The 25,972-nt window shown below is 43.3% G+C and carries 32 protein-coding genes, 14 tRNA genes, 1 rRNA gene and 1 pseudogene (1 of these 48 running past the window's edge); 22 read left to right on the forward strand and 26 right to left on the reverse strand.

Annotated features, from left to right (window positions below; translation table 11 throughout):
* From BrL25_RS05625 to BrL25_RS05690, 13 genes are all read left to right on the forward strand, one after another.
* Complete coding sequence (locus tag BrL25_RS05625; RefSeq protein WP_018671585.1) at positions 1–459, forward strand: hypothetical protein; 459 nt, start codon at positions 1–3, stop codon at positions 457–459.
* 98 nt (positions 460–557) lie between these two features.
* The gene (locus BrL25_RS05630) at positions 558–1,676 is read left to right on the forward strand and encodes a hypothetical protein (protein WP_155803003.1); all 1,119 of its coding nucleotides are present in this window, start codon (positions 558–560) and stop codon (positions 1,674–1,676) included.
* A 153-nt stretch (positions 1,677–1,829) separates the two neighbouring features.
* Positions 1,830–2,372 (forward strand): hypothetical protein, encoded by a 543-nt coding sequence (locus BrL25_RS05635; protein ID WP_018671583.1) that lies wholly within the window; start codon positions 1,830–1,832, stop codon positions 2,370–2,372.
* A 94-nt stretch (positions 2,373–2,466) separates the two neighbouring features.
* Entirely contained in the window at positions 2,467–3,435 is a 969-nt protein-coding gene (locus BrL25_RS05640; RefSeq protein ID WP_018671582.1) for a hypothetical protein, read from the forward strand.
* Positions 3,436–3,530: 95 nt separating this feature from the next.
* Entirely contained in the window at positions 3,531–3,710 is a 180-nt protein-coding gene (locus BrL25_RS05645; protein WP_018671581.1) for a hypothetical protein, read from the forward strand.
* Positions 3,711–3,816: 106 nt separating this feature from the next.
* Entirely contained in the window at positions 3,817–4,356 is a 540-nt protein-coding gene (locus BrL25_RS05650) for a hypothetical protein (protein ID WP_018671580.1), read from the forward strand.
* A gap of 75 nt (positions 4,357–4,431) precedes the next feature.
* Positions 4,432–4,623, forward strand: coding sequence for a hypothetical protein (locus BrL25_RS24695; RefSeq protein ID WP_018671579.1), 192 nt, complete (start codon positions 4,432–4,434; stop codon positions 4,621–4,623).
* Positions 4,624–4,888: 265 nt separating this feature from the next.
* Positions 4,889–5,161, forward strand: a complete 273-nt coding sequence (locus BrL25_RS05655; protein ID WP_018671578.1) for a hypothetical protein — start codon at positions 4,889–4,891, stop codon at positions 5,159–5,161.
* Between the two features lie 211 nt (positions 5,162–5,372).
* Positions 5,373–5,615 (forward strand): hypothetical protein, encoded by a 243-nt coding sequence (locus tag BrL25_RS05660; RefSeq protein ID WP_018671577.1) that lies wholly within the window; start codon positions 5,373–5,375, stop codon positions 5,613–5,615.
* 6 nt (positions 5,616–5,621) lie between these two features.
* Positions 5,622–6,110, forward strand: a complete 489-nt coding sequence (locus BrL25_RS05665; protein WP_018671576.1) for a hypothetical protein — start codon at positions 5,622–5,624, stop codon at positions 6,108–6,110.
* A 72-nt stretch (positions 6,111–6,182) separates the two neighbouring features.
* Complete coding sequence (locus BrL25_RS05670) at positions 6,183–8,042, forward strand: DEAD/DEAH box helicase (RefSeq protein ID WP_018671575.1); 1,860 nt, start codon at positions 6,183–6,185, stop codon at positions 8,040–8,042.
* The gene (locus BrL25_RS05675; protein WP_018671574.1) at positions 8,039–8,218 is read left to right on the forward strand and encodes a hypothetical protein; all 180 of its coding nucleotides are present in this window, start codon (positions 8,039–8,041) and stop codon (positions 8,216–8,218) included. The genes BrL25_RS05670 and BrL25_RS05675 overlap by 4 nt, the downstream gene beginning before the upstream one ends.
* A gap of 426 nt (positions 8,219–8,644) precedes the next feature.
* Positions 8,645–8,911 carry a hypothetical protein gene (locus BrL25_RS05690; protein WP_018671571.1) on the forward strand — a complete coding sequence of 89 codons (267 nt, stop codon included), beginning with the start codon at positions 8,645–8,647 and terminating at the stop codon, positions 8,909–8,911.
* A gap of 15 nt (positions 8,912–8,926) precedes the next feature.
* On the opposite strand, the gene BrL25_RS05695 is transcribed toward BrL25_RS05690, so the two are convergent.
* Positions 8,927–9,124, reverse strand: a complete 198-nt coding sequence (locus BrL25_RS05695; protein WP_018671570.1) for a DUF5348 domain-containing protein — start codon at positions 9,122–9,124, stop codon at positions 8,927–8,929.
* 286 nt (positions 9,125–9,410) lie between these two features.
* On the opposite strand from BrL25_RS05695, the gene BrL25_RS05700 reads away from it, so the two are divergent.
* The 8 genes from BrL25_RS05700 to BrL25_RS05740 all read left to right on the forward strand — a co-directional run bounded on the left by BrL25_RS05700 (position 9,411) and on the right by BrL25_RS05740 (position 14,789).
* Positions 9,411–9,881: a hypothetical protein gene (locus tag BrL25_RS05700; RefSeq protein ID WP_018671569.1), complete on the forward strand. Its 471-nt coding sequence runs from the start codon at positions 9,411–9,413 to the stop codon at positions 9,879–9,881.
* 414 nt (positions 9,882–10,295) lie between these two features.
* Entirely contained in the window at positions 10,296–10,721 is a 426-nt protein-coding gene (locus BrL25_RS05710) for a hypothetical protein (protein WP_018671567.1), read from the forward strand.
* Positions 10,721–11,017 carry a hypothetical protein gene (locus BrL25_RS05715; RefSeq protein ID WP_018671566.1) on the forward strand — a complete coding sequence of 99 codons (297 nt, stop codon included), beginning with the start codon at positions 10,721–10,723 and terminating at the stop codon, positions 11,015–11,017. The genes BrL25_RS05710 and BrL25_RS05715 overlap by 1 nt, the downstream gene beginning before the upstream one ends.
* The gene (locus BrL25_RS05720; protein WP_018671565.1) at positions 11,005–11,232 is read left to right on the forward strand and encodes a hypothetical protein; all 228 of its coding nucleotides are present in this window, start codon (positions 11,005–11,007) and stop codon (positions 11,230–11,232) included. Before BrL25_RS05715 ends, BrL25_RS05720 begins: the two co-directional genes overlap by 13 nt.
* A gap of 23 nt (positions 11,233–11,255) precedes the next feature.
* Complete coding sequence (locus tag BrL25_RS05725; RefSeq protein ID WP_018671564.1) at positions 11,256–12,086, forward strand: hypothetical protein; 831 nt, start codon at positions 11,256–11,258, stop codon at positions 12,084–12,086.
* Positions 12,086–12,493 (forward strand): hypothetical protein, encoded by a 408-nt coding sequence (locus tag BrL25_RS05730; protein ID WP_018671563.1) that lies wholly within the window; start codon positions 12,086–12,088, stop codon positions 12,491–12,493. The genes BrL25_RS05725 and BrL25_RS05730 overlap by 1 nt, the downstream gene beginning before the upstream one ends.
* Before the next feature lies 1 nt (position 12,494).
* Positions 12,495–13,985 carry a nicotinate phosphoribosyltransferase gene (locus BrL25_RS05735; RefSeq protein ID WP_018671562.1) on the forward strand — a complete coding sequence of 497 codons (1,491 nt, stop codon included), beginning with the start codon at positions 12,495–12,497 and terminating at the stop codon, positions 13,983–13,985.
* A 219-nt stretch (positions 13,986–14,204) separates the two neighbouring features.
* The gene (locus BrL25_RS05740) at positions 14,205–14,789 is read left to right on the forward strand and encodes a hypothetical protein (protein WP_198405890.1); all 585 of its coding nucleotides are present in this window, start codon (positions 14,205–14,207) and stop codon (positions 14,787–14,789) included.
* A 39-nt stretch (positions 14,790–14,828) separates the two neighbouring features.
* Here BrL25_RS05740 and BrL25_RS05745 read toward each other — a convergent pair whose 3' ends face one another.
* From BrL25_RS05745 to BrL25_RS05790, 10 genes and pseudogenes are all read right to left on the reverse strand, one after another.
* Positions 14,829–15,038, reverse strand: a complete 210-nt coding sequence (locus BrL25_RS05745; RefSeq protein ID WP_018671560.1) for a hypothetical protein — start codon at positions 15,036–15,038, stop codon at positions 14,829–14,831.
* A 22-nt stretch (positions 15,039–15,060) separates the two neighbouring features.
* Positions 15,061–15,825, reverse strand: coding sequence for a peptidoglycan recognition protein family protein (locus BrL25_RS05750; RefSeq protein ID WP_018671559.1), 765 nt, complete (start codon positions 15,823–15,825; stop codon positions 15,061–15,063).
* 1 nt (position 15,826) lies between these two features.
* Entirely contained in the window at positions 15,827–16,258 is a 432-nt protein-coding gene (locus BrL25_RS05755; protein ID WP_018671558.1) for a phage holin family protein, read from the reverse strand.
* Positions 16,259–16,410: 152 nt separating this feature from the next.
* The gene (locus BrL25_RS05760) at positions 16,411–17,136 is read right to left on the reverse strand and encodes a hypothetical protein (RefSeq protein ID WP_018671557.1); all 726 of its coding nucleotides are present in this window, start codon (positions 17,134–17,136) and stop codon (positions 16,411–16,413) included.
* A gap of 104 nt (positions 17,137–17,240) precedes the next feature.
* Positions 17,241–17,357, reverse strand: a pseudogene (locus BrL25_RS05765) (sporulation protein YtfJ); the annotation flags it as partial.
* Positions 17,330–18,001, reverse strand: coding sequence for a DUF2953 domain-containing protein (locus BrL25_RS05770; RefSeq protein WP_018671555.1), 672 nt, complete (start codon positions 17,999–18,001; stop codon positions 17,330–17,332). The pseudogene BrL25_RS05765 and the gene BrL25_RS05770, both read right to left, overlap by 28 nt.
* Before the next feature lie 59 nt (positions 18,002–18,060).
* Positions 18,061–19,200: a 3D domain-containing protein gene (locus tag BrL25_RS05775; protein ID WP_018671554.1), complete on the reverse strand. Its 1,140-nt coding sequence runs from the start codon at positions 19,198–19,200 to the stop codon at positions 18,061–18,063.
* Positions 19,201–19,392: 192 nt separating this feature from the next.
* Positions 19,393–19,596, reverse strand: a complete 204-nt coding sequence (locus tag BrL25_RS05780; protein WP_018671553.1) for an alpha/beta-type small acid-soluble spore protein — start codon at positions 19,594–19,596, stop codon at positions 19,393–19,395.
* A gap of 477 nt (positions 19,597–20,073) precedes the next feature.
* Positions 20,074–20,616: a YkoP family protein gene (locus tag BrL25_RS05785; RefSeq protein WP_018671552.1), complete on the reverse strand. Its 543-nt coding sequence runs from the start codon at positions 20,614–20,616 to the stop codon at positions 20,074–20,076.
* 401 nt (positions 20,617–21,017) lie between these two features.
* Positions 21,018–21,674 (reverse strand): TerC family protein, encoded by a 657-nt coding sequence (locus BrL25_RS05790; RefSeq protein ID WP_018671551.1) that lies wholly within the window; start codon positions 21,672–21,674, stop codon positions 21,018–21,020.
* 320 nt (positions 21,675–21,994) lie between these two features.
* Between BrL25_RS05790 and BrL25_RS05795 the strand changes: the two genes are divergently transcribed.
* Positions 21,995–23,137, forward strand: coding sequence for a sensor histidine kinase (locus tag BrL25_RS05795; RefSeq protein WP_018671550.1), 1,143 nt, complete (start codon positions 21,995–21,997; stop codon positions 23,135–23,137).
* 278 nt (positions 23,138–23,415) lie between these two features.
* On the opposite strand, the gene BrL25_RS05800 is transcribed toward BrL25_RS05795, so the two are convergent.
* The 15 genes from BrL25_RS05800 to BrL25_RS05870 all read right to left on the reverse strand — a co-directional run.
* Positions 23,416–23,489 (reverse strand) — tRNA-Gly (locus BrL25_RS05800).
* 9 nt (positions 23,490–23,498) lie between these two features.
* Positions 23,499–23,585, reverse strand: a tRNA-Leu gene (locus tag BrL25_RS05805).
* Positions 23,586–23,597: 12 nt separating this feature from the next.
* Positions 23,598–23,671: transfer RNA gene (locus tag BrL25_RS05810), tRNA-Pro, on the reverse strand.
* A gap of 12 nt (positions 23,672–23,683) precedes the next feature.
* Positions 23,684–23,760 (reverse strand) — tRNA-Arg (locus BrL25_RS05815).
* A 4-nt stretch (positions 23,761–23,764) separates the two neighbouring features.
* Positions 23,765–23,840: transfer RNA gene (locus BrL25_RS05820), tRNA-Gly, on the reverse strand.
* 8 nt (positions 23,841–23,848) lie between these two features.
* Positions 23,849–23,924 (reverse strand) — tRNA-Lys (locus tag BrL25_RS05825).
* A 5-nt stretch (positions 23,925–23,929) separates the two neighbouring features.
* A tRNA-Tyr gene (locus tag BrL25_RS05830) sits at positions 23,930–24,014 on the reverse strand.
* 8 nt (positions 24,015–24,022) lie between these two features.
* Positions 24,023–24,098 (reverse strand) — tRNA-Thr (locus tag BrL25_RS05835).
* A gap of 39 nt (positions 24,099–24,137) precedes the next feature.
* A tRNA-Asp gene (locus tag BrL25_RS05840) sits at positions 24,138–24,214 on the reverse strand.
* Between the two features lie 7 nt (positions 24,215–24,221).
* Positions 24,222–24,298 (reverse strand) — tRNA-Met (locus tag BrL25_RS05845).
* 17 nt (positions 24,299–24,315) lie between these two features.
* A tRNA-Val gene (locus BrL25_RS05850) sits at positions 24,316–24,391 on the reverse strand.
* 7 nt (positions 24,392–24,398) lie between these two features.
* Positions 24,399–24,475: transfer RNA gene (locus BrL25_RS05855), tRNA-Glu, on the reverse strand.
* An 11-nt stretch (positions 24,476–24,486) separates the two neighbouring features.
* Positions 24,487–24,562: transfer RNA gene (locus BrL25_RS05860), tRNA-Thr, on the reverse strand.
* Position 24,563: 1 nt separating this feature from the next.
* Positions 24,564–24,638: transfer RNA gene (locus BrL25_RS05865), tRNA-Asn, on the reverse strand.
* 57 nt (positions 24,639–24,695) lie between these two features.
* Positions 24,696–25,972 (reverse strand): 23S ribosomal RNA (locus tag BrL25_RS05870); it runs 1,652 nt beyond the window's last position.

Raw genomic sequence — 25,972 nt, forward strand, 5'->3', positions numbered from 1 at the left:
ATGACGATCAACCGTAAAGAGTTAGAAGAGAGGTATAACAAGGCTGAGGGTACTGTACCAGTGCCGATCAGCTACACATTGAACGACTTAGAGTGCATCCTGATTGGTGCTTGGGAAGGTGGTAGTACATACTGGGTAGGTAAAGTTGAGGTCAACCACCCGACCATCCCTGACAAGAAGGAAGCACATGCCCATGACTGGTGCACCTCAGAGTGGGCTTTCCATGCCTTACTAGATGGTGGAACTATCTACTTCGAGGACAACGAGGGCGGCGAATACAATGGTACTCTCACTCTTGAAGGACTAAAGAAAGGTCTTGAGCTATTTGTTGCCAACCGAGCAGAGCGTAACACGGTGAATTTCGTTTACGATGGGAAGCTAGACGCAGGTCAGCTTGACGCAGGTGATTCTGACGTGATACTCCAATTAGGTATCTTCGGAGAATGGGTGTTCGGATGAAAGACGGAAAAATATCCCTAGGTAGCTACATAGGTAACCCTTAACAGAATAGATGCTGATAGAGAGACCCATCCGATACCATTGGATGGGTCTTTTTCTTGAGCACCTATCGAGTGCTACTAAACAACCATCCCTATACCACGTATAGAGAAGGTAAAGGAGAGATTAGCTTGATTATACCTACGAAAAACACTATCCGTGAATGGATGACTGAGAACAACCTTTATGACGGAATTATCCCTTGCCTACGTAATGGTGAGGATTTCGCTATTGTGGAAGGTTGGTCAGCTATTAATAGATTACTGTTTCACTTGGTCAGCTCCCTCACCCCACAGGTTATGCCAATGTACCGTGAAGCAGGGTTGGTTCAACTAGATCAGTTGCTCACTTACGGTAGCCTAGCGTATGGAGGTTTTTCGGTTCCTAAAGAGCTTGAGGTAGCCTTGAGTACGGCAGGGTTTGATGGGCTATGGTTCGAGGACATATACGGTGAGTATGGGTTCTCAGATCAGTACGAAAAGTGTTCTGAGTGTGAGGAGGTAATTGAGTTCAACTCATCATCCCCTGACATTTACTATCAGATAGAGAACGGAAAAGTATGCACCTCGTGCTTCAAGGATAAAAACTACAAGGACGACTACCTGAATCAATGCATCAACAATCCCAATAAGGCAGTGCAGTCCGCCCTCCTCTCCAAAGATGAGCTGATCGCCGCAGGGTTCAGGAAGTACAACGAGCATAGCTACCAGTTGGGACTGCACCAAGGTATGAACGACAAACCTTATGAAATTCTAGCCGACCTACAAAGCAAGAATTTCACCGAGGTGGTGTTCTCGCTCGATTCGCAAAATCTATTCTATGCCGAGTTTAGCGCATGGGTTAGGGAAGTTCATTGGGAGCCTTTGCTACAGCCAACAGGGAGTCATTGGTATGACCTTTGGAATGACGATGATGGTAATATCGCTTACATCAATGCCGATATAACTCCTGACATCGTGGAAAAGCACCTTGCGGACTTTCGATCACAAGCAATCGAAAAAGCTAAGGAAAGTTCATTGAGTGAATCTGATGGGGACGATTATGTTGACCCTGATAATTGTCATAAACAAGCTCAGGAAATATTCGATGAAAATGACTTTCTCAAGTACTTGAGAAACATGGGCGTTCAGTACTTTCTTATTGAACGTCCTCACGATACCATAAAGATTTGGGAATAGACCCCTACTAGAATAGCTCACCTGAAGGTGGGTTGTTCAATGGAGTGGTCTATGGTATCCCTTAGAAGGGACACCCCTCCCATGGGAAGCCGCTTCCCCACTCCACCCAATTCTAACAAGTGCCACGAGCACTCAAATCAAGGAGGATTTATCATGCAGAAAACTGACTTGGAACTAAAGGAAATTAAGAATGTACAGGAGATCATCTCCGTAGCTGTAGAGGTTGACTCAGGTTGGTCGGGGGGCAGGTATCAGGTATCCATAGCTTATAACCCTGCCCGTGAGGTATACATTATCTCGGCTCCTAACTATTGGGTATCTATGGAGACTACACAACCTACCAATTGTGCCTATAAACTTCAGGAGCATGACATCATGAGTGGTGATGCTGTGGTCATTGAGAGTATAGTAACCGACATCCTCCTTCCTGCCCTTGACGCAAAGATGAGGGATAAATCTGTGGATAAGCCTGTGGGTAAGCCTGTGGAGTACCCTGATGAGGTTATGGAAGCTATACGCCAGAACCTCGATCTTGAGAGTGACGACACCTCTATGGACAAAAAGATTATGAAGATGCCCAAGGATGAAATATTCAACCTACTGCTTACGTGGAACGGGTTTATTGGATACGGCGATACTATTCGTGAGTGGGTCAACGATGTATATGGTGTAGAACTTGGTGAAGGTTTCCGTTAAACCCTGCTCCCACCCATCACCTTCGGGTGGTGGGTGTCATGGAGGGCTTACCCCTCACTATTAGTGCCGCCGAGCACAGAAAAGAGGTAACCTAATGTCTTACTCCAAGATCGACAATGCTTATAATGCTCTCATCCGTTTCATTCCTGAGGATGAAAAACCACTTCGTGAGAGCCTGAGCTACATTGTGACTGAGATTAAGCAGGTGCAGTACAATAATATTCAGGCGTGGATTCCTGTCAGCAGTATCACTATGAAGTCCTCCGACATCAGTGAGTATGAATGGATGACCGATTACGAGATTGTGACGGGTACCCACACCGCCCCTAATGGTAGCGAATGGAGATCAGAAGAAGCATACCGTGAGCACCTTGAAGAAAAATCTGCTCTTGTTTACAAGATCGAATCGCTATTTGTAGTTTACGACCCAAGATACCCTTCTATTACCTTCGGATGGGATGGTAGCGAAGCAGTTGAAGGCTCCACCTGCACGGATGTGGAAGATGCTGAGGAGGCTATTGCTTACCTCAAGGAGCATAGTGACGAGGAAGCTAATTGGTCATTCCGAAACCATTATGTAATATTCAAGTATGACCCCGATAACGGTGACCTGAAAGATTTGGAGTCCGAGCATGAATCGGAACAGGTTGCTGAGGACGAGATTGATGAACTCCGAGTAGCCTGGGTAGAGGATGAGTTAAGTGAATTGGGTGAGTTAGTTTGCGATGAGATTATGCTGAACTATATATACCGTTACGGATACAAACGGACGATTAACCACGATCTCGCTCAAGACTTAGGTATGGCTGTCATAAGGTTCAATAAGGGTGAGCACGAGGATGAGGAGTTCATGGTCCCTAAAGAGTGCGGCACGGACATGACCCCTACCTATGTCTGCTACAAGGCGATTGAGTTCGGGTACGTTGATGAGAATGATGTTAGGTGGTTTGAGGATTACAACCGAGATTATTTCATCAGCGAGGTGGGCTTGGACATGTATAACCGTGCCCTCCAAGCACTAGACTTAGAACGGTTCATAAAGGAACAGAGTGATGTCTGTTGAATATGAAGGTGTGACAAACACCAAAGGTGGTATTGGGACACTGGTCTTAAAGGACTAATTTCATCTAAGTATTAACTAACACAAGGAGGATTCGTATGAATAAAGTAGGCGTAGTGGATGCAATCATGGAGCATTTTGGAGTTGAGTACGGGGATATATTCATAGACGCTGACGGGACTTTTGAACTGAACACCAGTGAACAGCGTTACCGATACATTGAGCTTCCCATGGAAGATCAGTCTGAGTTCCAATACGCTTTCCATGAAATTAACTAGGACACCACTACCCTGCCACTGTCTACGGACGGTGGTAGAAAGGGGTGCCCTAGTGCATCAGTGGTAGTCCACACCCTCGCCCTGATACTACGAGAGGAGATTTAAGATGATTGAAAATGTTGCCACTTCATTGAGAGAGTACTATGAAGAAAAGTACGGAAAACCTAATGGAGATAAAGAGACTTTAGATGTTCTGTGCAATATCTTCAAAGACTTGATGCAGTACAACTTTATCACTTCAGAAGTAAGAGAGGGAGTTAGCGAGTACTACAGATTGATTCAGAACAGAGGTCTTCCTGCTTATGAGTGGATTCTCGAAGCCTTTCATGTAGTTTCTAAGAAAAATGTAGAAAAGAGAAACTTCCCGTATGTCATCGGGATGTTACGCGGGTGGCTAAAGTTCGGTTTTGGTCATATACCCTCTCAAGAGGAAGTAGAAATCGTTGACTATTTCCAAGAGGTCACGGGTACTGAAGTCTCGTCTGAGACTCGTCAAATGTTGCAGAACATGATGGGTAGGTACGGTGTTCTCCGAATGACTAGGATGATCTCATCACTCTCTAAGGAATGGGAGAATGTAGATTTATCGAAGGTAAGGGCAGAACAGTTGTCTGAACTTCTCGCAAATAAGTACTCAGAAAAATAGTAGTTTACTACAGGAGACCTACTCCATTACACGAGAGGTCTTTTCTTTATGCGAACGAGGAGGAGAACATCCTTTATGAATTGTTTACGAAACAGAAAACCCTCTAACATGTTATCACATACAGAGTTGTTACTTGAAGTAGATCAATTTATACTAGAAGCTAAAGAGACTCTACGGAAGGAGGTGATCGTGGGTGCAGATATTAAATGCACTCAAGCGACTAATGAGGTCGAAAAAATTATCAAGGGTTGTTTGGAAACAGCATAGGTGTCCTTACTGTAACCACCTGCTCTACGAAGCGACGAATGATTATGTTAATGGCTCTGTCCGAATTAAGTGTCGAAAGTGTAAGAACATTGTTCATGAGTAGTTTAGACTTTTGAGGGAAATATTAGAAAGTGAAGTGTTCGAGGTGCTATTGCTAATTTCCCTCACTTGTCTTATTATTGTTGGTGACTCCTCAGACAACGCGGGATTAGACTACACTCAAGGGGAGAGCATAACAAGATCATTTATCTCGGAGGTTATCAAGATGACGTATTCAAATGCACAAATCGAAGCGATAGCTACCCACCTTAGGGACAGGTTTATGAGAGAGGAAGTTGAGGGGCACGAGATAGTTGTTGCCTTAATAAGTATGGTTGAAGCCGAGAGAATTTTATTAAGTGATGTAGCTCCAATACTTTTTAAGGTTTATTTTGATAACCCTCAAGGGGTCTTAGTGGCACTTGAGAAAGCAAGCACGCTTATAGATGATAAGATGGTTACTGAAATAATAGAAGAAGTTAAGGCAGAAAGAAAATAAAACATACATAAATGAGGTTGGTTGTGAAAGAGTTTTATTCCAAGTTATTTCCTGTAAGCATGTTATGCTTCCTTATATATGGGATGTCTACAATCACAAATTATTCATTTATACAGGTGCTTCGCGTTATTTTCCACCTCACCCTGGTTATCCTAGTAATATACCTTATAGGATGGTATGAGGAGCGGAGAAAACGGAAGGAGCAGAACATATGGAGAATTTAAACAGAGCAGTACTCTATCTTGCAGTTATTGGAACAATGATTGAAGCACTGCAAGGGATGGAGGTTGACCAATCTGAGTTGGTAGACTCTTTAGCTATGCTTGGATTCGACCCTACGGAGATTATGTACAATACAAAAACACTTACTGCTTTCCAGAAGGTATGTAGAGGTTTTTCTGAGCTTGACCTTGACCTTACTGAAGATGATATTTTGGCAATGCATCAGGTATAGTTGCTAATGCATTCATTAGACATTATTTCCAAATATAAACGAAATGGGATTGTTATTTTTAGTGCGCTCAAGCCCCGAAACTACCCCCTCTACCTATATTTGAAGTCCAATCTTGGGCACCTTGCCCCCTCACTTGCCGAACAAGGTGTGGAGGTACTGGATGATTCAAAAACTTTAAGATCATATGAGAAGATCAGGATGTTTTTAAGATACCACTATGGAGAGATCGTTGACTTGTCTGAGGTCAGGCAAGTATACAGGACGGTATATAACTACCTCCTTGAACTAGGCTCACCTAAGGAGGTAGTTGAGGGCATGGGTTTTAAGGTTCAATACAAATCCCGTACAATTGACATCGAAAAAGATCTGAGGAAGCTAAGGGCAGATGATGGCTCCTTCCCTCCCCTTCCTCAGTCCATATACAACAAAGTCTACTACCGTGCTAAAAAGCAGGGTGTTGACGTTAAACATTACCTCAAGTCTCTAGGGACTTGAGGTTTTCTTTTTTAAAAAGAGAATTTAACATACCCATACTTAATTCGTATAGAGCAACTAGGAGGTGTTGACATGATAAGAGCTGAAAAGATTAAAGGCAATGATGGTAAATGGTGGATTAAGGCTTCTTTTCGCTCCGTCAAAACCCTAGTTGATGCAATGAGTCAAGTTAAAGGGGCTATCTACAGTCCTGCTCAAAAGGTTTGGGCTATCCCTCTCGCATTTCGTGAGGATTTTGAAAGTAAGATGGGTGGCTTCCTAATCAACTGGACTGACGAGGAAAAAAGAAGCAACGGCGGTATAAGTGAAGACGACATCCCTTCTGAGCCTACTGTTCCTGGGTACGGAGTCACTTATAACGAGCATGGAGAGATTATTGACCATAGGGGGTTCAAGACACGCCCTTGGGGTGAATTTCAAGTCAAAGGGTTCAACCTCATGGTTAGCAAGGATTTCCTGATCTTAGCCGATGATGCGGGACTCGGGAAGTCTTGGCAGGTAGCTAATGCCATCGAAGCTAAGAAGAAGCTTGGTCATTTAAAGCGCGGAATTGTCCTAGCGAAGGCTAGTCTGCTATTTAACTGGCGTGACGAGATACACATGCACACTAATCTCAAGTCAGTTGTCATGGCGGGAACGGTTAATCAACGTGCCAAGCTGTACAACCAACTAACCAATGATGAAGATTGGGATGTCATCATTATGTCCTACGAGACTTTTAGATGTGATATCCATAATCTTGAGCTATTAGACAACTATAGGGAACTTCAATTCTGCGTCATGGACGAAGCTCACAAGATTAAGAACCCTAATAGTAAGATTGGTTCCCTGATTCATAGAATTAACTTTCGCAGTCGCTATGTTCTGACCGCCACACCACTCCCCAACAGCCCTATTGAGTCCTTCAACTACCTTAGATTCGGTAAACGAACGGATTACAACTGGTGGCAGTTCCAAGCCCGCTACGCTATCATGGGTGGCTTCAATGGTAAGGAAATTGTGGGTTATCAGAATATTATGGAGCTGAAGAACCTTATTCAGATCAACATGCTCCGAAGACGTAAGAAGGACAAGCTCAAGGAGCTTCCTGAGGTAGCATTTAAGAAGATCAACCTTAGCATGACCCCTACTCAGTCCAAGTTGTATCAGGCTGTCAAGGAAGAGATCACGGAGGAATTGAAGGATACGTCATTAGATAGGATTCCATCAGCACTAACCAAGCTACTACGACTTCAGCAAGTAACAGACTCTATTGAGTTAATCGGGGTTTCCCCAGGTAAGAACACAAGCTCTAAGCTTCTTGCCCTTGATGAGATGATCGAGGAATTGGTTGATAGTGGCGAGGAAAAAGTTATCATATTCTCCCGTTTTCGCACAATGGTTGAACTTATTGAAAAACGGTATTCTAAATACCAACCTGCGGTTATACATGGTGACGTGGATGCCAACGGTAAAACAGAGAACTCCGCTGTACGTATCCTGAAGAAAAAGTACAGACAGGAATGGTACGACATGCCTGAGGAGCAGAAAAGGAAGCTACTCGATGAGACCATGACATCTGATCGGCAGAAGGAAGTATACCGATTCCAGAATGACAATGACTGCAAAATTTTCATCGGGTGTACACCTGCTTGTCGTGAGGGGCTAACTCTTACCAAGGCTACTCACGTTATCTTCCTTGACTGTGAATGGTCACCTGCTTATGTAGAGCAAGCCTTCTCCCGCGCCCACCGTATTGGTCAGCAGAACGCCGTGACGGTCTACTATCTTGTGTGTGAGGGAACGATTGACGAGCATGTTCAGGAGACATTACAGCGCAAAGAAGCCATGGCTCAAACCATGCTTGATGAGGGAATCAACAACCTCGATCTTGGCGTGGCGAAGCAGATCATAGCGTCACTTGCAGGTATTGATGAAAGGATGATTACATGAAAACCGTGCTCATAACGGGTGCGACCAGTAAAGGAGCACGGTACCGAAATAAGATTGGTCAAGGCTTACTCGTTAAAGGGGAAGCTGAGTCCATTTTGGGTACCATGAGATATTCCGTGGTTGGTTATGTCGCCCGTTGGATTAGAGCTTCAGATACAATTGTAATTGGGGGTTAGAATTTTGAACAAAGTCACAAATACAGAAAACTTCCTTAGACAATCAGATCAAGCCGCTGTAATATACATGGAGTCTTACGCGGTATACCTTCAATATAATGAAGTTCATCCTGATAAAATCACAATCATAGACGACTGTGTTGACATAAAAGACGTGAAGCACTTCAATAACTGGCTGAATAACCGTCCTTTATAGGGCGGTTTCATTATGAAAGAAGGTTATGCTGATGAAGGTTATTGACTTAAACGAATATCGTAAACCGCGAGTTGGTGAGTGGGGCTTTTGTCAACGTCACGGCTACGGCAGGATAGCTGAAGTAAGTGAATGTGGGTGGTGGTACCTCTTCGATGGAAAGGATACCCCCGTTAATAAACCATCTGTAAAAAGGGCTACAAACAGAGAAATACAACTATGGAGGTAGTGAAATGTCTAAACCTATTGGTAAAGTAAAACTTCCTGATGTCCCCCCTATTCCTGAGGGGCATAAAAGAAGATGGATGTGGTGCAGGAAGTGTGATGAAATATCTTACTACGACTACATCCCCTACTCTACTGAAATGCCTAACTTCAAATACACAACCTGTGGGCATGACTTTATTTATGACCTTGAATATCTAAAAGATAACGAAGTGATTGGGGGACTTCCCGATGGAGAAAAGGAGATTTCTACTCGACCTAAAAAAGGTACCTAATGATCAGAACACGAATTATGGCTTCCTTGCCAATAATCCTTTCATTGGAACATTTGGATAATCAACTAGGTAATAATCTTTTAAGTCATGATGTACGCTTGTTTTTATCCAAGTTATATCTAGCTTAACCTCAATTTCATCACCTGTTGTAAAGTATTGTCCGTTAGGTAAGGCATATCTACCCTGAAAATTCTTTGTTAGAGTGCCGATCAAAAATATCAACTCCCATTAATCATTTTGATAACAGTCTTAACATTTAAGATAACAGTTAAACATTATTGAACTTTTGATCAAAATTTTTGACAGTAATACGATAAATTACCCACATTTGTGTCATTAGTCAATAGCAAGAAGTTTGGTAAGAATATCTTTGGGAGAAGGTCATCAACATAGCCCGCCCAAAAAGCCGCTCACGATTTTAAAGAGCGGCTTTTTTTATGCAGGTCTTAACTGCTCTTATCCGACTTCGTATAGAGAAAGTGAAGGGAGATGAGAGCAAATGAACTCACTAGCAAATCATGTTTTAGGTAAAGAAACCTCCTCTGAGGTTGAAGCAGAAAAGGATGTATTCGCTCAGCAATCTTCGGTAGGTGAAGAAACCCTACAAGAGTATCATTTCCGTAACGAGCGCAAGAAGCAGGACGAGAAGTGGCTCAAGGTAAACAAGGGTCTAATCCTAAAGGGTCTGCAAGAGCTAGGAAAGCGTAAGGCTGACTGGGGTGGATTCCGAGCTTCCTACTCTACGCCTGATAAATCCAACTTCGATATGGAGAAGGTCAAAGAGTTTCTTGAAGCCAACCTCCCATACAAAGTGGTGGAATCCATTATAGAGGTTCGTAAGGTTGTCAATGAAGGGGTGCTTTCTGAGTATATCGAGCGTGGTGAAATCGACCTTGAAGCACTGAAGGCTCATGCTTGGATTGAGAAGTATGATGCTCCTCGTCTGATTGTATCGGCGGTCAAAGGATGATTAATGTCGGTGACCTTGTGTTTGTCCTCCCCGCCCACTCCCTAAGATTTGCAGGAAGGTGGGGAGAGGTTATGGAGATCACCGAGGATGAGCTAATGCCCTTGTTGTTACGCTTCAAGGGCACCGACATCCTGTACCGATTCGATTCCCATAGTGTCCTTTCAACCAAGGACTACTACTCCTGGTTCTCAATTAACCGTCCCTGCCTTAACAAGCTGACGGGTGAGGTTATCGAGATACAGACCAAGCCCTATCCTAATATTTGGGACACTCACGGAGAATTACACCACTTTGGGAACCTACTACCAGTCACATTCTGCGAACGGTGTCATTGTAATACAACTGGCGAGTTCACAGCGCTTTGTCAAGACTGCACATATCCACTACCTATTGAGCAAGGAGATGAAACTAACCATGGCTAAAACAACCATGAGTGTTTATTACAAAGGTACTGAGTACCAAGCTGAAGACGTTTACCGTAGCTCTACTACGTTTGTCCAGTACGAGATTGTATCGTTTATGAAGATTGAAGGTCAGGACTACGTTGTGCTAAAAATTAGCGACCATGATCGACCTTCGATGCATCCGTTAAGTGAGTTGCATCAACTGGTCGATCTAAATGATCTAGCTAAGGTACCTCGTCCTAAGTACCATGTAGGAGACCAGTTCGATCACCCTATGTCTAGCCGTACCATGAAGGTTGTCAGCATATCACCTCAGTTGTGTGGGGTGAATAACAGCTTCACCTACTTCGTTGAGGTTATCAAAGGAAACGGTACACCGTTCTACAACGTTATGAGCGAAACCTTCCTCGACAAATGTGTTAGGGATAAGTTCTGATGGGTGAGATCGCTGATTACTACTACGAGCAAGCCATGATGGATGCTTATTTCGATCAACCTGATGACCCAATGGATGAACTAATGGCTGTACAGGAAGATGAATTGATTAGGAGGATACGCATACTCTACCGAGCTTCCAAAGAGCTTTCAGGACAAATGGACGGGTTTGACAGACTCGTACAAAGTATCTGTAACCACCACCAACTAGTTGGTTACATCACTCATAAGCAGAAGTTATCGCTCTGTAAATACATCATCTACTATCCGAGGAGGATTCACCCATGCCTAAAGTAACCGAAGTGTACGTTGAAGCAACATTCACTAAATCTCTACCTAATTATCAAAACTACAAGCCGACAGCGGGTGTTCGTATGGTACCTGCGAAGGGCGAAACCACGGAGGAAGTATTCTCCTTTGGGTGGGGTTTGGTTCATGATGAAATCGCTGAGCAGTTGAAGGCGTTTGATGACAAGCTACAGTATGGTACTTCTAAAGGTCTTGGTAAGTAAGCAAATAAAGGGGGAGCCATTTTATGATTAAATTGAACGGTACCCCCCTCAACTTCAAAGTCTTCCCTAACGGGGAGACTTTGGTTGACGGGGAACAAATTATCGAACTTCTTAAATTCAAATCAAGAGAGGTAGAAGTTGAAGTAACTCTCAAGTATGAGAACGATAGCGATCTTCTGAAGCTCCTGTTCGTTAAATCATTCTTGGATAGCTATTATTTCACAACCAACCTAACTATCGCGTACATGCCTTACAGCAGGATGGATAGGGTAGAAGGGAACTCTGTGTTTACCTTAAAGTATGTAGCCAATATGATTAACGGCATGAATTTTGAGTATGTCACGGTGATCGAGCCGCACTCGGACGTGACTATGGCTCTCCTTGATCGTAGTGTAGCACTCTACCCTACAACCAGGTTGCTACACGAAGTCATGGCAGACCTGAACTTCGACATTGAAAAGGATTACCTATTCTTCCCCGATCAGGGTGCTCAGAAGCGGTATGGCAAGCACTTCACCAAGTTTAAGCAACTGGTAGGGTTTAAAGAGCGTGACTTCAAGACAGGGCAGATTGACAAACTCCAATTGGTTGGCTCTGTCGAAGGTAAAGGATTCAAGGCTATTATTGTTGATGACCTTTGCTCCTACGGTAACACCTTCATCCGTAGTTCTAACGCTCTCCGTGATGTCGGCGCGGATAAGGTATACCTCCTAGTTACCCACGCTGAGGACTCCATTTTCAAGGGCAGTGTGTTCACATCCGATCTGATCGACAAGGTGTACACCACCAACACACTGCTAATCGAAATCCCTGAGGTTTGGGAGAGCAGTATCCAAGTAACGGAGATGATCTAGTGGCTGACTTCTTCCTAGACCAGTACAACGTAGTTCAGCGTCTTCTGAAGGAATGGCGTGAGCATGGCAAGATAATTATAGCCTACGACTTCGATGACACCGTATTCGACTTCCATAAGCGAGGGGATAAGTACAATGACGTGATCTCGCTCCTTCAACGGTGCAAACGTGCAGGTGCCCACTTCATCGTGTTTACCTGCTGTCATGAAGGTCAGTACGATGACATCCGTGAGTACCTTCACGAGAATCTTATTCCTTACGACAAGATCAATGAGAACATGGACTTCACCCCGTTTGGTGGTCGCAAGGTATACTACAACATCCTGCTTGACGACAGAGCAGGTTTGCACTCGTCTTATTACGCACTGCTTGAAGCAGTATCCCAAATCGAAAAGGGGCTTACCTAATATGTCTACGACCAATAACTTCCCGCCTGAACTCATGTGTGACTTCTATAAACTGTCTCACCCCGAGCAGTACCCTGAAGGAACAGAGTATGTGTTCTCCACATGGACTCCTCGTGGTAGCCGCAATCCAGGTATCAATAAAGTTGTGGTGTTCGGGGTACAGGGATTCATTAAGGACTTCTTGATTAACTACTTCAATGACAACTTCTTCGCCCGCCCGAAGGAAGCTGTGATCGCTGAGTATGTTCGCTTTATTCGTCATACATTAGGTCACACAAATCCTGACTGTTCACGTATAGCCGCTCTCCATGACCTAGGATACCTGCCGCTGAAGATCAAAGCCTTGAAAGAAGGTAGTCGCGCTGAGATACGAGTTCCAGTAGTTACAGTAGAGAACACTTTACCAGAGTTCTACTGGCTTACAAACTTCATCGAAACAGTTATGTCCTGCGAAGTTTGGATGCCGTCAACGAGTGCTACGATTGCCTTCCAATACCTTGAGATTCTGACTAAGTATGCAAAATTGACAGGGGGCGACCTGAACGCTGTACAATTCCAAGGTCATGATTTCTCTATGCGTGGTATGGCAGGTCGTTCAGCGGCGGCTTCAAGCGGTGCAGGTCATCTTCTATCCTTTAGTGGTACGGACACCTGCCCCGCTATCGGCTATCTTGAGAAGTACTATAACGCAGACATCGAGAAGGAATTAGTGGGAACCTCTATTCCTGCTACCGAACACGCTGTAATGTGTGCCAATGGGCAGGATGAAAAGACTGTAATTAAACGATTGATTACAGAGGTATATCCCGAAGGATTCGCGTCTATCGTTTGTGATACGTGGGACTTCTGGCATGTTGTGGGAGAGGTTATCCCTTCCCTTAAAAAAGAGATCATGGGTCGTGACGGTAGAGTGGTTATTCGCCCTGACTCAGGAGACCCTGTTCTTATCCTATGTGGTGACCCTGATGCGGAGGATGAGATCGTTCGCAAGGGATTGATCGAAGTACTATGGGATACCTTCAATGGCTCGTTAACACCTAGGGGGTACAAACAGCTCGACCCTCATATTGGAGCTATCTACGGAGACTCCATTACTCTCGACCGCGCTGAGGAAATCAGTAAGCTTCTAATGGCAAAGGGGTTTGCTTCTACAAACGTAGTGTTTGGAATCGGTTCTTTCACCTACCAATACAACACCCGTGACACATTCATGTATGCTATGAAAGCCACTCAAGTAGTTATTAACGGTCAGGAACAGCTAATCTACAAAGACCCTAAGACAGACAGTGGCATTAAGAAATCCCAAAGAGGTTTGGTCGCTGTAATGTCTGACGGTAACGGTGGTTTCAAGTATGTTGACGGAATGTTCCGTGAGGATTATAACGAGATCGCGCACCTCGATCAGCTCGAAGTAGTGTTCCTTGACGGTAAGTTGCTTCGTGACGAGAGCTTAGGAGAGATTCGCGCGAGACTCCAAAGCCAGATTGTATAGATTATTCCGAGAGGAAGTGGGTACTCCACTTCCTTTTTCTTTTGGGCAAGTGTATACTATTTCGTATAAACTCCTTGGAAGGGTCGAAATCAGTGTCAGTCGGGGAACCGATCAGTAAAATTGTTGAGGATGACGTTAACGAAAATAAACCGATTGGAAGTAATTCCTAATCTCTCATAAGGCTAAGTCAAAACGATTCCCCTTCAAGATAGGAAATTCGTGAAACCAGGAAAAGTTGAGGTGTCTAATATGTACGAGAACATCATGCCATATGAGGAATTTATGAAGATTGAGCCACAAGAAAAACGTGCTCAAGTACTGCAAGGGTGGAGAGACAAGTTCAACAACGCTACGATTGAGCGCACCTGGGGAATGAAAACCCATCAGTACTACAAGGTAGTTAAAGAACATGGTCTGAAAACGGCTGTTCCAGGTAATGCAAAAAGTAAACAACAGTCAATAGGTGCCAATAGCGTCCAACGTCAGAACAAAAGTAACGTGGTAACACTAAACAACGAGGGATTAGGAATAAGCTATGCAGGGGAGTTTAATGTAACTGACCTCGAAGCTAAGTTCAAGAAAATCGTTGGGTTCTTGGAAGATGAGGGTGGTGAATTCTCCGTAAACATCTCGGTGTTTGAGAGCATTGCCCCTGAGCAATCATCAGAGGGCATCAAGATCAACTACAATGGAACATTCAGTGGAGATGAGCTGTTGGCTCGTTTCAACAAGATCAGTAGCTTCTTGAAAGACGAGCAAGGGAAGTTCAATGTACGTATCCTAGTTAAAGAAGAATTGGCTTAAAAACTAAGAGGAGAGGGGTATCTATCCCTCTCCTCTTTATTATTTGTCGTCAAGATAGCCTTTACTCTCAGTCACGGGGTTATTAAGAACACCCAGTGTGACAAGAATCTCTAACCCTCGCTGAATGTAAGTTTCGATCTCAGCTCTCACTGGTATATCTACCACACCTGTAAAGATCAAGATGTCCAAGACGAGGGCGACAATAGCAACCAGTGTAGGAACGTTCCTCAAACGCTTCATAATGTCCATTGTGTTTAACTCCCCTCATGTCCTAGGAGGCTTTCTTCCGTCTACGCTCATCTATAATCACTTTCAGCAAGATCAACTCCCCGTAAGTTAGCTTCTTCTTACGAACCTTCTCAACCCACTCCCAGTCTATGATGATCTTATCGTTGTAGGCATCACCAACATACTGATCAAGTTCACCCCACGCCCAGTTATCATATTCCAGTACTTTGTTCACTTGGTCTTCCTCCTCCACAGGTTTTGGCGGGTTCAACTTATTGTTAACCGCCTCTTTGAATCTTTCAAACTCGCTAGGCTTCCTAACCCAAGGCAACGGGCAGTCCTTCCACCCTACAACACCCTTATGAGTGAATATCACATTAGGGAACCCACGCTCTTTAATCAAATACACCACAAGGTCTACAGCATTATTGAACGTGTCTTCGTGGATGCTACCGTCCTTCTCAATACACATCTCAATTCCCACCGTGCTGTTGTTAGGGTAGCTCCCGAGCCTTGCCAGAGCTTCCTCGGTGTAAGTCTCACTACCACAATGGTAAGCAAGCTCATCATCAGGGATGCTATTGTAGATCGAGGTTCGGTCAACAGAGTATTGAGCACTTGCGTAACGATCTTTTATATTATCGTTTGGGTTCTGATTAGCAAGCCCCTTAAAGTGATTGCTGATATTCTTTGCAGGTGCTCCTGGTGAAGCCGTATAGTGCATCACAATACCCTTCTTGGATTTTAGCTTCTTGCCTACCCTACTGAAAGGGTTAATCGGTAGGTAATCTTTCGTAATAGGTAACATGTTAACCCTCCTTACTTTTGTTTTTGCTTATGTCTTCTTCTTCCCCACGTAGTTTAATCAGTGCAGACGTAATGAACTGAGGAACAGGAAGACCCATCTTGCCAAGATTCTCAAAGATACTGATTCCCTCTGTACCGATAACGAACATGAGCATCGTGTTTCGCATGAAGCCATTTGTGTTTCCTGCTACTACATCAAGTTGGTGGGCAACGATGATGAAGACAAGGGTAAGGGATTTTCGGATAAGACCCCACCACCCAACTCGGCTCGAAAGCTCTTTTTTGTACCACGCTGAAATTACTCCTGTTATGTAGTCCAGTCCTATAAAAATAGTTACAGCGATAAACAGACGGTCGATACCACCGACCAAGTAGACCAAAGAGGATAGTGCCCACCCGAAAATTGCTGTAAGAGCAACGTCCCACTTATGCACCCCCTATACCCCCTCTCTAAAACCCTCTCTTAGATAGAGTAGACGGAATAGGGATACAGCTCTCACAAAGCAAAGAAAAAGAGACCAGGATTTACCTGATCTCTTTTTCAATAATTTACATTATTCGTTGTAAACCATCTTAGGAGCAGTACTCATACGTATTCCTCCTCAGGATGCTCAAGATCGAACTGTTTCAACTTCTCAAGTCTCTTGAGTCGGTTAGTCTCCCTGACCTTCTCCCCCGCACAGAAGCGACAGCGCACACCGTTTCTAAAATCCTTGATTCTCCCATAGGCTAATGTTCCACATGCACACTTGTATTTGAACGGCTTTAGAGAACCGTTATATTCTCCGATCAGTTCGCATCCTTCAGCCGCTAACTCTAAAGCAATTTCTTCAGTGGACTTTCTAACACGCTTCTCGAAGCACACACGGCACCTCTTACCAGATTGCCACCTATTCCAGTTAACTTGGTAAGTATGGTCTTCAGGGCATGTCACATAAAACATAGTTTGATTGTTCACATATTCTCCTGGATGGAGCATATACCCCTCTTCTTCTACGGCGGACTTAAACTCTTTATACCTTTGTTCTATCGTCTTCTTTTTGCGTTTCTGCTTCTCTTGCTTTCTAAGCACGGCTGGTGTTTGCACTTTACTCAAATAACATACTCTGCACAGCTTACCTTGACGAAGGCTATCCCATCTGGCGAGGTACTTGTGTCCATTGTTGCACTCAACATTCATAGGCGTTCTGTTATTGACGTACTCCGTTTCATGTAACTGGTAACCAATCTCCGATAGGAACTGTTGTATCTCCTTAAACTTGGTTATTCTAAAGTTCTCGCCATACTTACCGTCCATGTTTGGCATCCTCATATCCGTCCTCCCTACCTCCCAGTTATTCACGTATACCTAACTTCTCTATACGTACCAAGGGTTTCGGGGTTTAGCACCGCTTTGTTGGCATGGTATCTTTCAGCAACTACACACCCATCCGGTGTTTCAACCGGATCACCAATAATAGTATTGACGTCCACCATATGCTTTAAATTCTCCATGGTGGTCTTCATTAAGCCCTGAATGGGGTGATCTGCCATTTCCTCGCACTCCCTTTCTTCATTTTAATTACGATACGAACTAACGCAACAATAACGTGTCCTATCCGAAAGAAAAGAACACAGGAAAGTTCGGTTCGGATGATAGTAGCATTCCACATGGGCTCTACGCTAATACGAGGCATTTCCTGCAAAGAAATGTAATAGGAGAGCATCGACGCCAACATATTTTTAATTCCTAACACGGCACCGATCAGAGTCCCTGTTGCTGCTGCATCTCCTATGCCTATTGTGGTTTGCCATTGCAATTTTTCACAATACACATGGCGAAGAGCGTGGCATAGTATTGGGTAAAAATCCTGAACACGTTCAATCAATTCCTGAACACGATGCATCCATCGATCGACATCCTCTGTATCGATACTTTTCTTACTTTCCGTATTGGATAGAGCATCTCCCTTTTGTTTCACTTTAGCCACTACTTCAGGTTGATTGTTTTTATTTAAGGTGAGATTAATCATAGGTAGCTCATAATTGATTTTAATCCATTTCCAAACTCGAATATGTATGGTCAAGACATCATTTTCCTGTTTTCGATGATAATGAAGATAAATTTTTATTGGGGTGATCAGAAGCAAAATCAATAAAAGAAAAAGTACAGTTAAAGATCCTAAAAACCAGTGCACTAAAAAAGCCCCCCTTCGCTTTTTGTAGTATGAGCGATTTGGGAGGCAAATATGACCAGTTAATTCAAGATATACACCTTTGCTTGCTTAATACCGTGATCCCTCGCCTGTTTTGGGGAGATCATGAACAAATCAATATGATTCTTTTTTACTTTCGAGCCTATGTCAGCGGCTACAGCATACCCGTAGCCCTCGATATATAAATGGGTTCCAAGCGGTATTACAGAAGGATCAACAGCTACAATCCCCTCTCGTAAGTCCCAACCAAGGTATCCCTTCGTGGGTCCATTCGTGAAGTCATAGGCCGTTGTTTTTACCTGTATAACGCGTGTATATGGAAACTCCACAGGAGTCGTATTTTTAGATGAGGCCTCTTGTTTATCAGGCAAAAATAATGAGTAGTAAACCTGACTAGCCGCCTCTGCCCGAGTTACCTTTTTTTCAGGCTCCAGCTTTCCATTTAAAGCTTTCTGAGTTTCTTCATTTTGCAAGGCATACGCATATTCCCTTTGGCTCCACGTAGGAACATCTTGACTGTCGGGATAGTTTTTTAATGTATGATAGGTTGTTGACCATTTCACATTATTTACTTCTCCACTTTTACCACTTGCTCTATTTAGAATGGCAATCAACTCCTGCCTTTCTACCAAGCCCTTCGGATTAAGTGTTCGTTTGCCATTCTCTATAGTTCCTTGAATGATACCTAGACGAAATGCTGTTTCTGCATAGGGAGCCACCCAGTTTTGCAAGGGTACATCACTGAAGCTACTTTTTCCATCTGTAGCAGGTTCAATTTGTTTACTCTTCAATAGCAGGACGATAAATTCAGCCATGGTAATCTCTTCATCTGGACGAAAAAGCCCATCTGTAGCAGATATGATCTTGTTATCGAATAGAGATATAATCTCTTTTTCAGCCGCATGACCTGCAATATCATTTATTGGGCTATTTTGATTTTTTTCAACATCGTTTTGTTTTTGTTCTTCATTATTCTTCTCTTTATTTTGTTCTGAATCTTCAGACCCATTTTCAGTAGAGTCATTCTTTGCTTCTGATGCTTCAGATCTATCTTTAGTCGTTTCCTCTTCAGTTGTAGAAGTCGTTTCTTGTCTGGATTCATTCTTTTCCTCTGCCTGTATGACTCCTGTTTGCAGACCGAACAAACATGCCATACACGCAATTAGCATTTTCCGTAACATGCATCAACCTCCAATAGTAAGTATATCGTTCCATGTTGATAAGCCTCATTTTCCATTGTATTAAATACGGAAGCTTTTTCAATGCATAAATGTTTCCATTATACTTGATACCATTTATGAAATTTTATTCCATCATTATTTTTTCTATAAAAAAGACGCCCATAAAGGCGCCTTCTTCATCCAGCTATTTAATTATTGACGTCCAGCCAATTGTTGTTCAGCAAAGCTTACAAGACGTTTAGTGATCTCTCCACCAACAGAACCGTTTTGACGAGAAGTTGTGTCTGGGCCAAGTTGAACACCAAATTCAGAAGCGATTTCGTATTTCAATTGGTCAAGAGCTTGGTTTGCTTGAGGTACCAGAAGGTTGTTGCTAGATCCATTGTTGTTTGGCATATCTAGTCACTCCAATCTAAATTTTTGGCTACCAACATTTCGTTAGCAGCATTCAAAATGCAAAGACTAACCTTATATTTTCAATGCTACTAACCATACTTGTAGGAATATAATCTTTCTTTCCAGATGTCACTTATGTCGTTTTGCCAACTTTGTAAGTTTACTATGTGTGAATTACGTCAGCTGTATTCCTGCCAATTTTTAGCGAGAAACCTGGTAAATTCCTCATCCACTTGGTACTTTCTCTTCCATAAAAGTTTAGTATTAATAAAAAATTCCTGTTATAACCTTTATAAATCACAAGCTTTTGTTATTCCATTTGCAATTTCTAAAGGTAGAATGGTACAAAACTATCCTTTTCAACCTAGCAGTTTCCTCCAACTGTTTTTGGTAATTTTTATAAAGACAATTAGCCTTTACCTTATAGGGATTTGGAAAGTAAAATATAATGATACAAATGTTAGGAGACTTCCATGGTTAAAATCGATCGAGTAATTCTTCCTTTGACATAAATACACGTGTAAGTGCCTCCATTGAAGCAGGTGCCTTTCTGCCACTTGGATGCATAACTATTTTTAACAAAGTGAGGTACCAGCGTTTAAATCGAAAGTACCAAACATTTGGAACAGGTGACATTGAAAATCCTAGTTGTCCACTGCCTTTAACTAACAACGTTGTACCCACAATTCCTTTAATCTCTCGCTTTTTTGGATGGGACTTCACTACACTAGCTAATTGAGGCAAAGATCTCTTTACTTCACGAACTAATGTTAGTCCAATCTGTACATCACTGTGTATTCCTACGCTACGTTTAGCTAACAAATAATTATGGATATGTAGGCGGATAACTAGGTCCCCTTTTTGAATAATATAACCATTATTCGTTTTCAACATTTCCCCATTGTATGGAAGGATCGTATAGCGAAAGATATTCTGTTCTTGCTGAATATAATTTAATCTTCTACAGCAATGATAAATCCTATCCCAAATCCCCCATAGGGTGAGCATAGCTACATTCAATCGACTCGCCTCCCTTTTCATTTTCTCGACTATTTCTGCACAATCTATGTTAGTATCACCAGCTACCGCCAAAAGTATCGAAAGCGTTTTATATTACGTGCCACAAAAAATCAACTTGTCCAACTGTGATACTACCATCTATATGTTCCTTTTACTGGAAGAAATGACTAAAGTAAATGATTAAAGCCTGTTTTTCTCATCCTAACAATCCCAGTCATTTCAAATCTTTTTTGTGCTATTTACAAAAGACCAATCTCATCGTACCTTCCAGATCATTTGATTAGGAAATCTTACTATGTTCATGTTTCCTCATCTACATAACAAAAAAATTACATACACTAGCATGAACTACATTTATGTACATAAAAAAATAGGCCAGGAAACAATCCCAGCCTGTCCTTTTATATACGATTACTACGCCATTTTCCAAGCAACAACACGACTATAACAACGATCCCAGCGATGACCTGATTAGGAATAGCAAGATAAGGAGCTATCTTCTCAAGGACAAAAGGATCCTGCAAAAACATATGAATAGCTGTATAAGCCAGAATACCTGTCCCTACATATAAGAGAATAGGATAGCGATCCAGCAGATTAGCAATCAGATTACTACCGAACATCAATAAGGGAATACTCAGAGCAAGGCCGATCACTACTAAGATAATATCTCCACCGGCAGCACCACCTACAGCTAGTACATTATCTAAACTCATAATAAAATCGGCTAAGATAATCGTTTTAATTGCCTGCCCACTGCTCTTGCTGATTTGCACCTCGCTTGTGTCCTCATCCCCTCCTAACAATTTAAGAGAGATGTAGAGTAGCATAATTCCTCCCACTGCTTTAACCAGAGGAATAGCTAACATCCAAGTAGCCACAATCGTAAGTAACACACGCAAAATTATAGCACCTAATGTACCATATAGGATTGCTTTCTTACGATCAATTGGCGAAAGTCCACGACAGGCCATCCCAATAACAACAGCATTGTCTCCACTTAAAACCACATCGATAATAAAAATATGAAATAAAGCGACTAGAGTATTTGTTTCCATGGTTTCTCCCCATCTAGTGTGAGCAGCAGTAGCATGTCAATTCCATTCGAGGTTATCTACAATTAGGCACGCAGATCAATGTCGAATCTGACTCGCACTTTTCTTTTTTACCATTATTAGTATCATTACGTTATTTGCCCATTCTTTATTCTAGTCTCTCCTTCCATTTCACTTACATGCCAACGTTATACCATCTGACTTAATTTTACGCAAGTCTCTTGCTTTTGTCGGAATTTGGCTTACGATTTTATGACGAATTGGGTATTTTTTGCTTGTAAATAGTTGTATTCTTGATTAGGATGAAGGAGGGTGAAGGTGTAATGGTCAATGTTACATTGCTCACATATGAGCAAATTTCTAAATTTTTAGTAACGCTAGTACCTACAATTACGGATAAATGGTTAGATGAGTTAGAGGATCTCTTTCATCCCTATCGGGTAACTTTACCTAGACATTTGGCTGAAAAACCATGCTACCTAATCTCTCTCCTACTTATACGTGACGTATACGAAGAAGACATCCGAGAATCCTCTCATGATATAGGCAACTGGTTTTGGTCTGAAAAGCTCCCTTTATCATTAGCCTTAAAAACATTTCAAATACTCTATCATGTATATATGGGTGAAATCCAATCAAATATACCACTCCATTTGATTTCTTCAGAAGAACTCTCCTCCATGGAAAAAAGATTAAAGATATTGATTGACGAAGCCTTATATCAAGCCGTGCATAATTATGAGGATTTGGTACAAAATGAATTAAGTGAAAAAGAAGAAACCATTTCTTATTTACACAATGATAAATTAGAAATGCTTGATAAGATTGCAGCTAATATGGCTCACGAGTTAAGAAACCCACTTTGTGCCATAGAAGGCTTTCTTAAATTAATTTTAGAAAGCACAAATGGAAATCATGTTTTGGAAAATTATGTACAGGTTGTTTTACATGAATTTGATAGTTTTCATCGGCAAATTACAGGTTTTCTGAGCTTTTGCAAGAAGCCTATTTTAGATGAAATATATAAAAAGGTCTCCTTAACTGATTTACTTCATGAAGTAGAAATACTGCTGACACCTCGTTTACATGCTGAAAATGTTACACTAATTATGCGTATGGAGCCCTGTGATTTAAATTGCTACAAAGAAGGGCTATCTCAGGTACTCATTCATTTATTAAACAATGCTATTGATGCGGTTAGTTCAAACGTATACAAGCACGTACAGGTATCTACATATAAACATACAGACAGCCTTACTATCATGGTAGAGAATAATGGAGAAGAAATCCCTCAAGATCTTGTAGAGAAACTTTTTCAGCCTTTCTTTTCCACCAAAGACGACAATACTGGGATCGGATTATCTATCTGTAAAAACATTATTGAAAAACATAATGGTAGTATTTACTGTGAATCTAATAGTACAGCTACACGTTTTTTTATCCGCTTACCATATGATTTACAATAATAACAAAGTCTTACCCATTGCATCCAGACAGAATTCGTCAGCTCAATAGATACGTAACATTAATAATATACTTTATATTATGCATAGTATTTCGATAAAAGCACATAATCTCAGCTCCTGTCTTTTACAGCTGAGATTATGTGCTCGTGAGGATAAATAACTCGTAAATTCTTGGTATCATCTATAATCACCTATCAAAATTTAATAATATCCAATATATCAGAAAAGAGTGTCCCTTTAAGGACACTCTTTTCTGATAACCAGTTTGATTAATTCAATGGAGCGGGTGATGGGAATCGAACCCACGCGACCAGCTTGGAAGGCTGGAGTTCTACCATTGAACTACACCCGCAAATTATATTGGTGCCGAGGACCGGACTTGAACCGGTACGGGATTACTCCCGACAGATTTTAAGTCTGTTGCGTCTGCCTATTCCGCCACCCCGGCAAAACGAAAATGTCGGGAAGACAGGATTCGAACCTGCGACACCTTGGTCCCAAACCAAGTACTCTACCAAGCTGAGCTACTTCCCGATATATGTAATATGGCGTGCCCTGAGAGATTCGAACTCCCGACCTTTTGATTCGTAGTCAAACGCTCTATCCAGCTGAGCTAAGGGCACATAATGGAGCGGACGACGGGTCTCGAACCCGCGACCTTCGCCTTGGCAAGGCGACGCTCTACCAATTGAGCTACGTCCGCATAAAAAATGGTGAGCCATGAAGGACTCGAACCTTCGACCCTCTGATTAAAAGTCAGATGCTCTACCAACTGAGCTAATGGCTCATACATGGTGGGGAGAGACGGATTCGAACCGCCGAACCCGGAGGGAGCAGATTTACAGTCTGCCGTGTTTAGCCACTTCACTATCTCCCCATGTATAATGGTGCCGGCGATAGGACTTGAACCCACAACCCCCTGATTACAAGTCAGGTGCTCTACCAATTGAGCTACACCGGCGCAAATTATGTTATTTAAAACCGTCATCTTTTAAAAAGATGGCGGAGCTGACGGGACTCGAACCCGCGACCTCCGGTGTGACAGACCGGCGTGAACTCCAACTTCACCACAGCTCCAAGAATTTGGTTGCGGGGACAGGATTTGAACCTGCGACCTTCGGGTTATGAGCCCGACGAGCTACCGAGCTGCTCCACCCCGCGACAATATAAAAGTAAAATGGTGGAGGATGACGGGATCGAACCGCCGACCCTCTGCTTGTAAGGCAGATGCTCTCCCAGCTGAGCTAATCCTCCAGATAAATGGTGACCCGTAGGGGATTCGAACCCCTGTATGACAGCGTGAAAGGCTGCTGTGTTAAACCGCTTCACCAACGGGCCAATTATGGCTATGGTGCTCCCGACAGGAATCGAACCTGCGACCTCTTCCTTACCATGGAAGCGCTCTACCGACTGAGCTACAGGAGCATGGCTCCTCAGGACGGACTCGAACCGCCAGCCTACCGGTTAACAGCCGGTTGCTCCACCATTGAGCTACTGAGGAACAGTATGAATGAATTGTTCTTTCAAAACTAGATAATGAAGTCAGCATAAAGGCAATGTGGATAAGTCCTCGACCGATTAGTATTCGTCAGCTCCATGCATTACTGCACTTCCACACCGAACCTATCAACCTCATCGTCTATGAGGGGTCTTACTAGCTTGCGCTATGGGAAGTCTCATCTTGAAGGGGGCTTCACGCTTAGATGCTTTCAGCGCTTATCCCGTCCGCACATAGCTACCCAGCTGTGCCACTGGCGTGACAACTGGTGCACCAGAGGTGCGTCCATCCCGGTCCTCTCGTACTAAGGACAGCTCTCCTCAAACTTCCTACGCCCGCGACAGATAGGGACCGAACTGTCTCACGACGTTCTGAACCCAGCTCGCGTACCGCTTTAATGGGCGAACAGCCCAACCCTTGGGACCTACTTCAGCCCCAGGATGCGATGAGCCGACATCGAGGTGCCAAACCTCCCCGTCGATGTGGACTCTTGGGGGAGATAAGCCTGTTATCCCCAGGGTAGCTTTTATCCGTTGAGCGATGGCCCTTCCATGCGGAACCACCGGATCACTAAGCCCGACTTTCGTCCCTGCTCGACTTGTAGGTCTCGCAGTCAAGCTCCCTTGTGCCTTTACACTCTACGAATGATTTCCGACCATTCTGAGGGAACCTTTGGGCGCCTCCGTTACTCTTTAGGAGGCGACCGCCCCAGTCAAACTGCCCACCTGGCATGGTCCTTCCACCCGATAAGGGCGGCAAGTTAGAAACTCCGTACATCAAGGGTGGTATCCCAACGACAGCTCCACGAAGGCTGGCGCCCTCGCTTCACAGCTTCCCACCTATTCTGTACATGATGCACAAAGTTTCAATACCAGGCTACAGTAAAGCTCCATGGGGTCTTTCCGTCTTGTCGCGGGTAACCTGCATCTTCACAGGTATTATGATTTCACCGGGTCTCTTGCCGAGACAGCGCCCAAGTCGTTACGCCTTTCGTGCGGGTCGGAACTTACCCGACAAGGAATTTCGCTACCTTAGGACCGTTATAGTTACGGCCGCCGTTTACTGGGGCTTCGGTTCAAAGCTTCGCTTGCGCTAACCCATCCCCTTAACCTTCCAGCACCGGGCAGGCGTCAGCCCCTATACTTCGCCTTGCGGCTTCGCAGAGACCTGTGTTTTTGCTAAACAGTCGCTTGGGCCTTTTCACTGCGGCCTCCTCGGGCTATAAACCCTACCGAGGCGCCCCTTCTCCCGAAGTTACGGGGCCATTTTGCCGAGTTCCTTAGCAAGAGTTATCCCGCGCACCTTAGGATTCTCTCCTCGCCTACCTGTGTCGGTTT

The organism is Brevibacillus laterosporus DSM 25 (assembly GCF_002706795.1).
In the GTDB taxonomy this organism is placed as follows: Bacteria; Bacillota; Bacilli; order Brevibacillales; family Brevibacillaceae; genus Brevibacillus_B; species Brevibacillus_B laterosporus.

Coding starts and splice junctions, on each gene's coding strand:
- BrL25_RS05625 (WP_018671585.1), top strand. CDS start 1: ATGACGATCAACCGTAAAGAGTTAGAAGAGAGGTATAACAAGGCTGAG.
- BrL25_RS05635 (WP_018671583.1), top strand. CDS start 1,830: ATGCAGAAAACTGACTTGGAACTAAAGGAAATTAAGAATGTACAGGAG.
- BrL25_RS05640 (WP_018671582.1), top strand. CDS start 2,467: ATGTCTTACTCCAAGATCGACAATGCTTATAATGCTCTCATCCGTTTC.
- BrL25_RS05645 (WP_018671581.1), top strand. CDS start 3,531: ATGAATAAAGTAGGCGTAGTGGATGCAATCATGGAGCATTTTGGAGTT.
- BrL25_RS05650 (WP_018671580.1), top strand. CDS start 3,817: ATGATTGAAAATGTTGCCACTTCATTGAGAGAGTACTATGAAGAAAAG.
- BrL25_RS24695 (WP_018671579.1), top strand. CDS start 4,432: ATGAATTGTTTACGAAACAGAAAACCCTCTAACATGTTATCACATACA.
- BrL25_RS05655 (WP_018671578.1), top strand. CDS start 4,889: ATGACGTATTCAAATGCACAAATCGAAGCGATAGCTACCCACCTTAGG.
- BrL25_RS05660 (WP_018671577.1), top strand. CDS start 5,373: ATGGAGAATTTAAACAGAGCAGTACTCTATCTTGCAGTTATTGGAACA.
- BrL25_RS05665 (WP_018671576.1), top strand. CDS start 5,622: ATGCATTCATTAGACATTATTTCCAAATATAAACGAAATGGGATTGTT.
- BrL25_RS05670 (WP_018671575.1), top strand. CDS start 6,183: ATGATAAGAGCTGAAAAGATTAAAGGCAATGATGGTAAATGGTGGATT.
- BrL25_RS05675 (WP_018671574.1), top strand. CDS start 8,039: ATGAAAACCGTGCTCATAACGGGTGCGACCAGTAAAGGAGCACGGTAC.
- BrL25_RS05690 (WP_018671571.1), top strand. CDS start 8,645: ATGTCTAAACCTATTGGTAAAGTAAAACTTCCTGATGTCCCCCCTATT.
- BrL25_RS05700 (WP_018671569.1), top strand. CDS start 9,411: ATGAACTCACTAGCAAATCATGTTTTAGGTAAAGAAACCTCCTCTGAG.
- BrL25_RS05710 (WP_018671567.1), top strand. CDS start 10,296: ATGGCTAAAACAACCATGAGTGTTTATTACAAAGGTACTGAGTACCAA.
- BrL25_RS05715 (WP_018671566.1), top strand. CDS start 10,721: ATGGGTGAGATCGCTGATTACTACTACGAGCAAGCCATGATGGATGCT.
- BrL25_RS05720 (WP_018671565.1), top strand. CDS start 11,005: ATGCCTAAAGTAACCGAAGTGTACGTTGAAGCAACATTCACTAAATCT.
- BrL25_RS05725 (WP_018671564.1), top strand. CDS start 11,256: ATGATTAAATTGAACGGTACCCCCCTCAACTTCAAAGTCTTCCCTAAC.
- BrL25_RS05735 (WP_018671562.1), top strand. CDS start 12,495: ATGTCTACGACCAATAACTTCCCGCCTGAACTCATGTGTGACTTCTAT.
- BrL25_RS05745 (WP_018671560.1), bottom strand. CDS start 15,038: ATGGACATTATGAAGCGTTTGAGGAACGTTCCTACACTGGTTGCTATT.
- BrL25_RS05750 (WP_018671559.1), bottom strand. CDS start 15,825: ATGTTACCTATTACGAAAGATTACCTACCGATTAACCCTTTCAGTAGG.
- BrL25_RS05760 (WP_018671557.1), bottom strand. CDS start 17,136: ATGAGGATGCCAAACATGGACGGTAAGTATGGCGAGAACTTTAGAATA.
- BrL25_RS05775 (WP_018671554.1), bottom strand. CDS start 19,200: ATGTTACGGAAAATGCTAATTGCGTGTATGGCATGTTTGTTCGGTCTG.
- BrL25_RS05780 (WP_018671553.1), bottom strand. CDS start 19,596: ATGCCAAACAACAATGGATCTAGCAACAACCTTCTGGTACCTCAAGCA.
- BrL25_RS05790 (WP_018671551.1), bottom strand. CDS start 21,674: ATGGAAACAAATACTCTAGTCGCTTTATTTCATATTTTTATTATCGAT.
- BrL25_RS05795 (WP_018671550.1), top strand. CDS start 21,995: ATGGTCAATGTTACATTGCTCACATATGAGCAAATTTCTAAATTTTTA.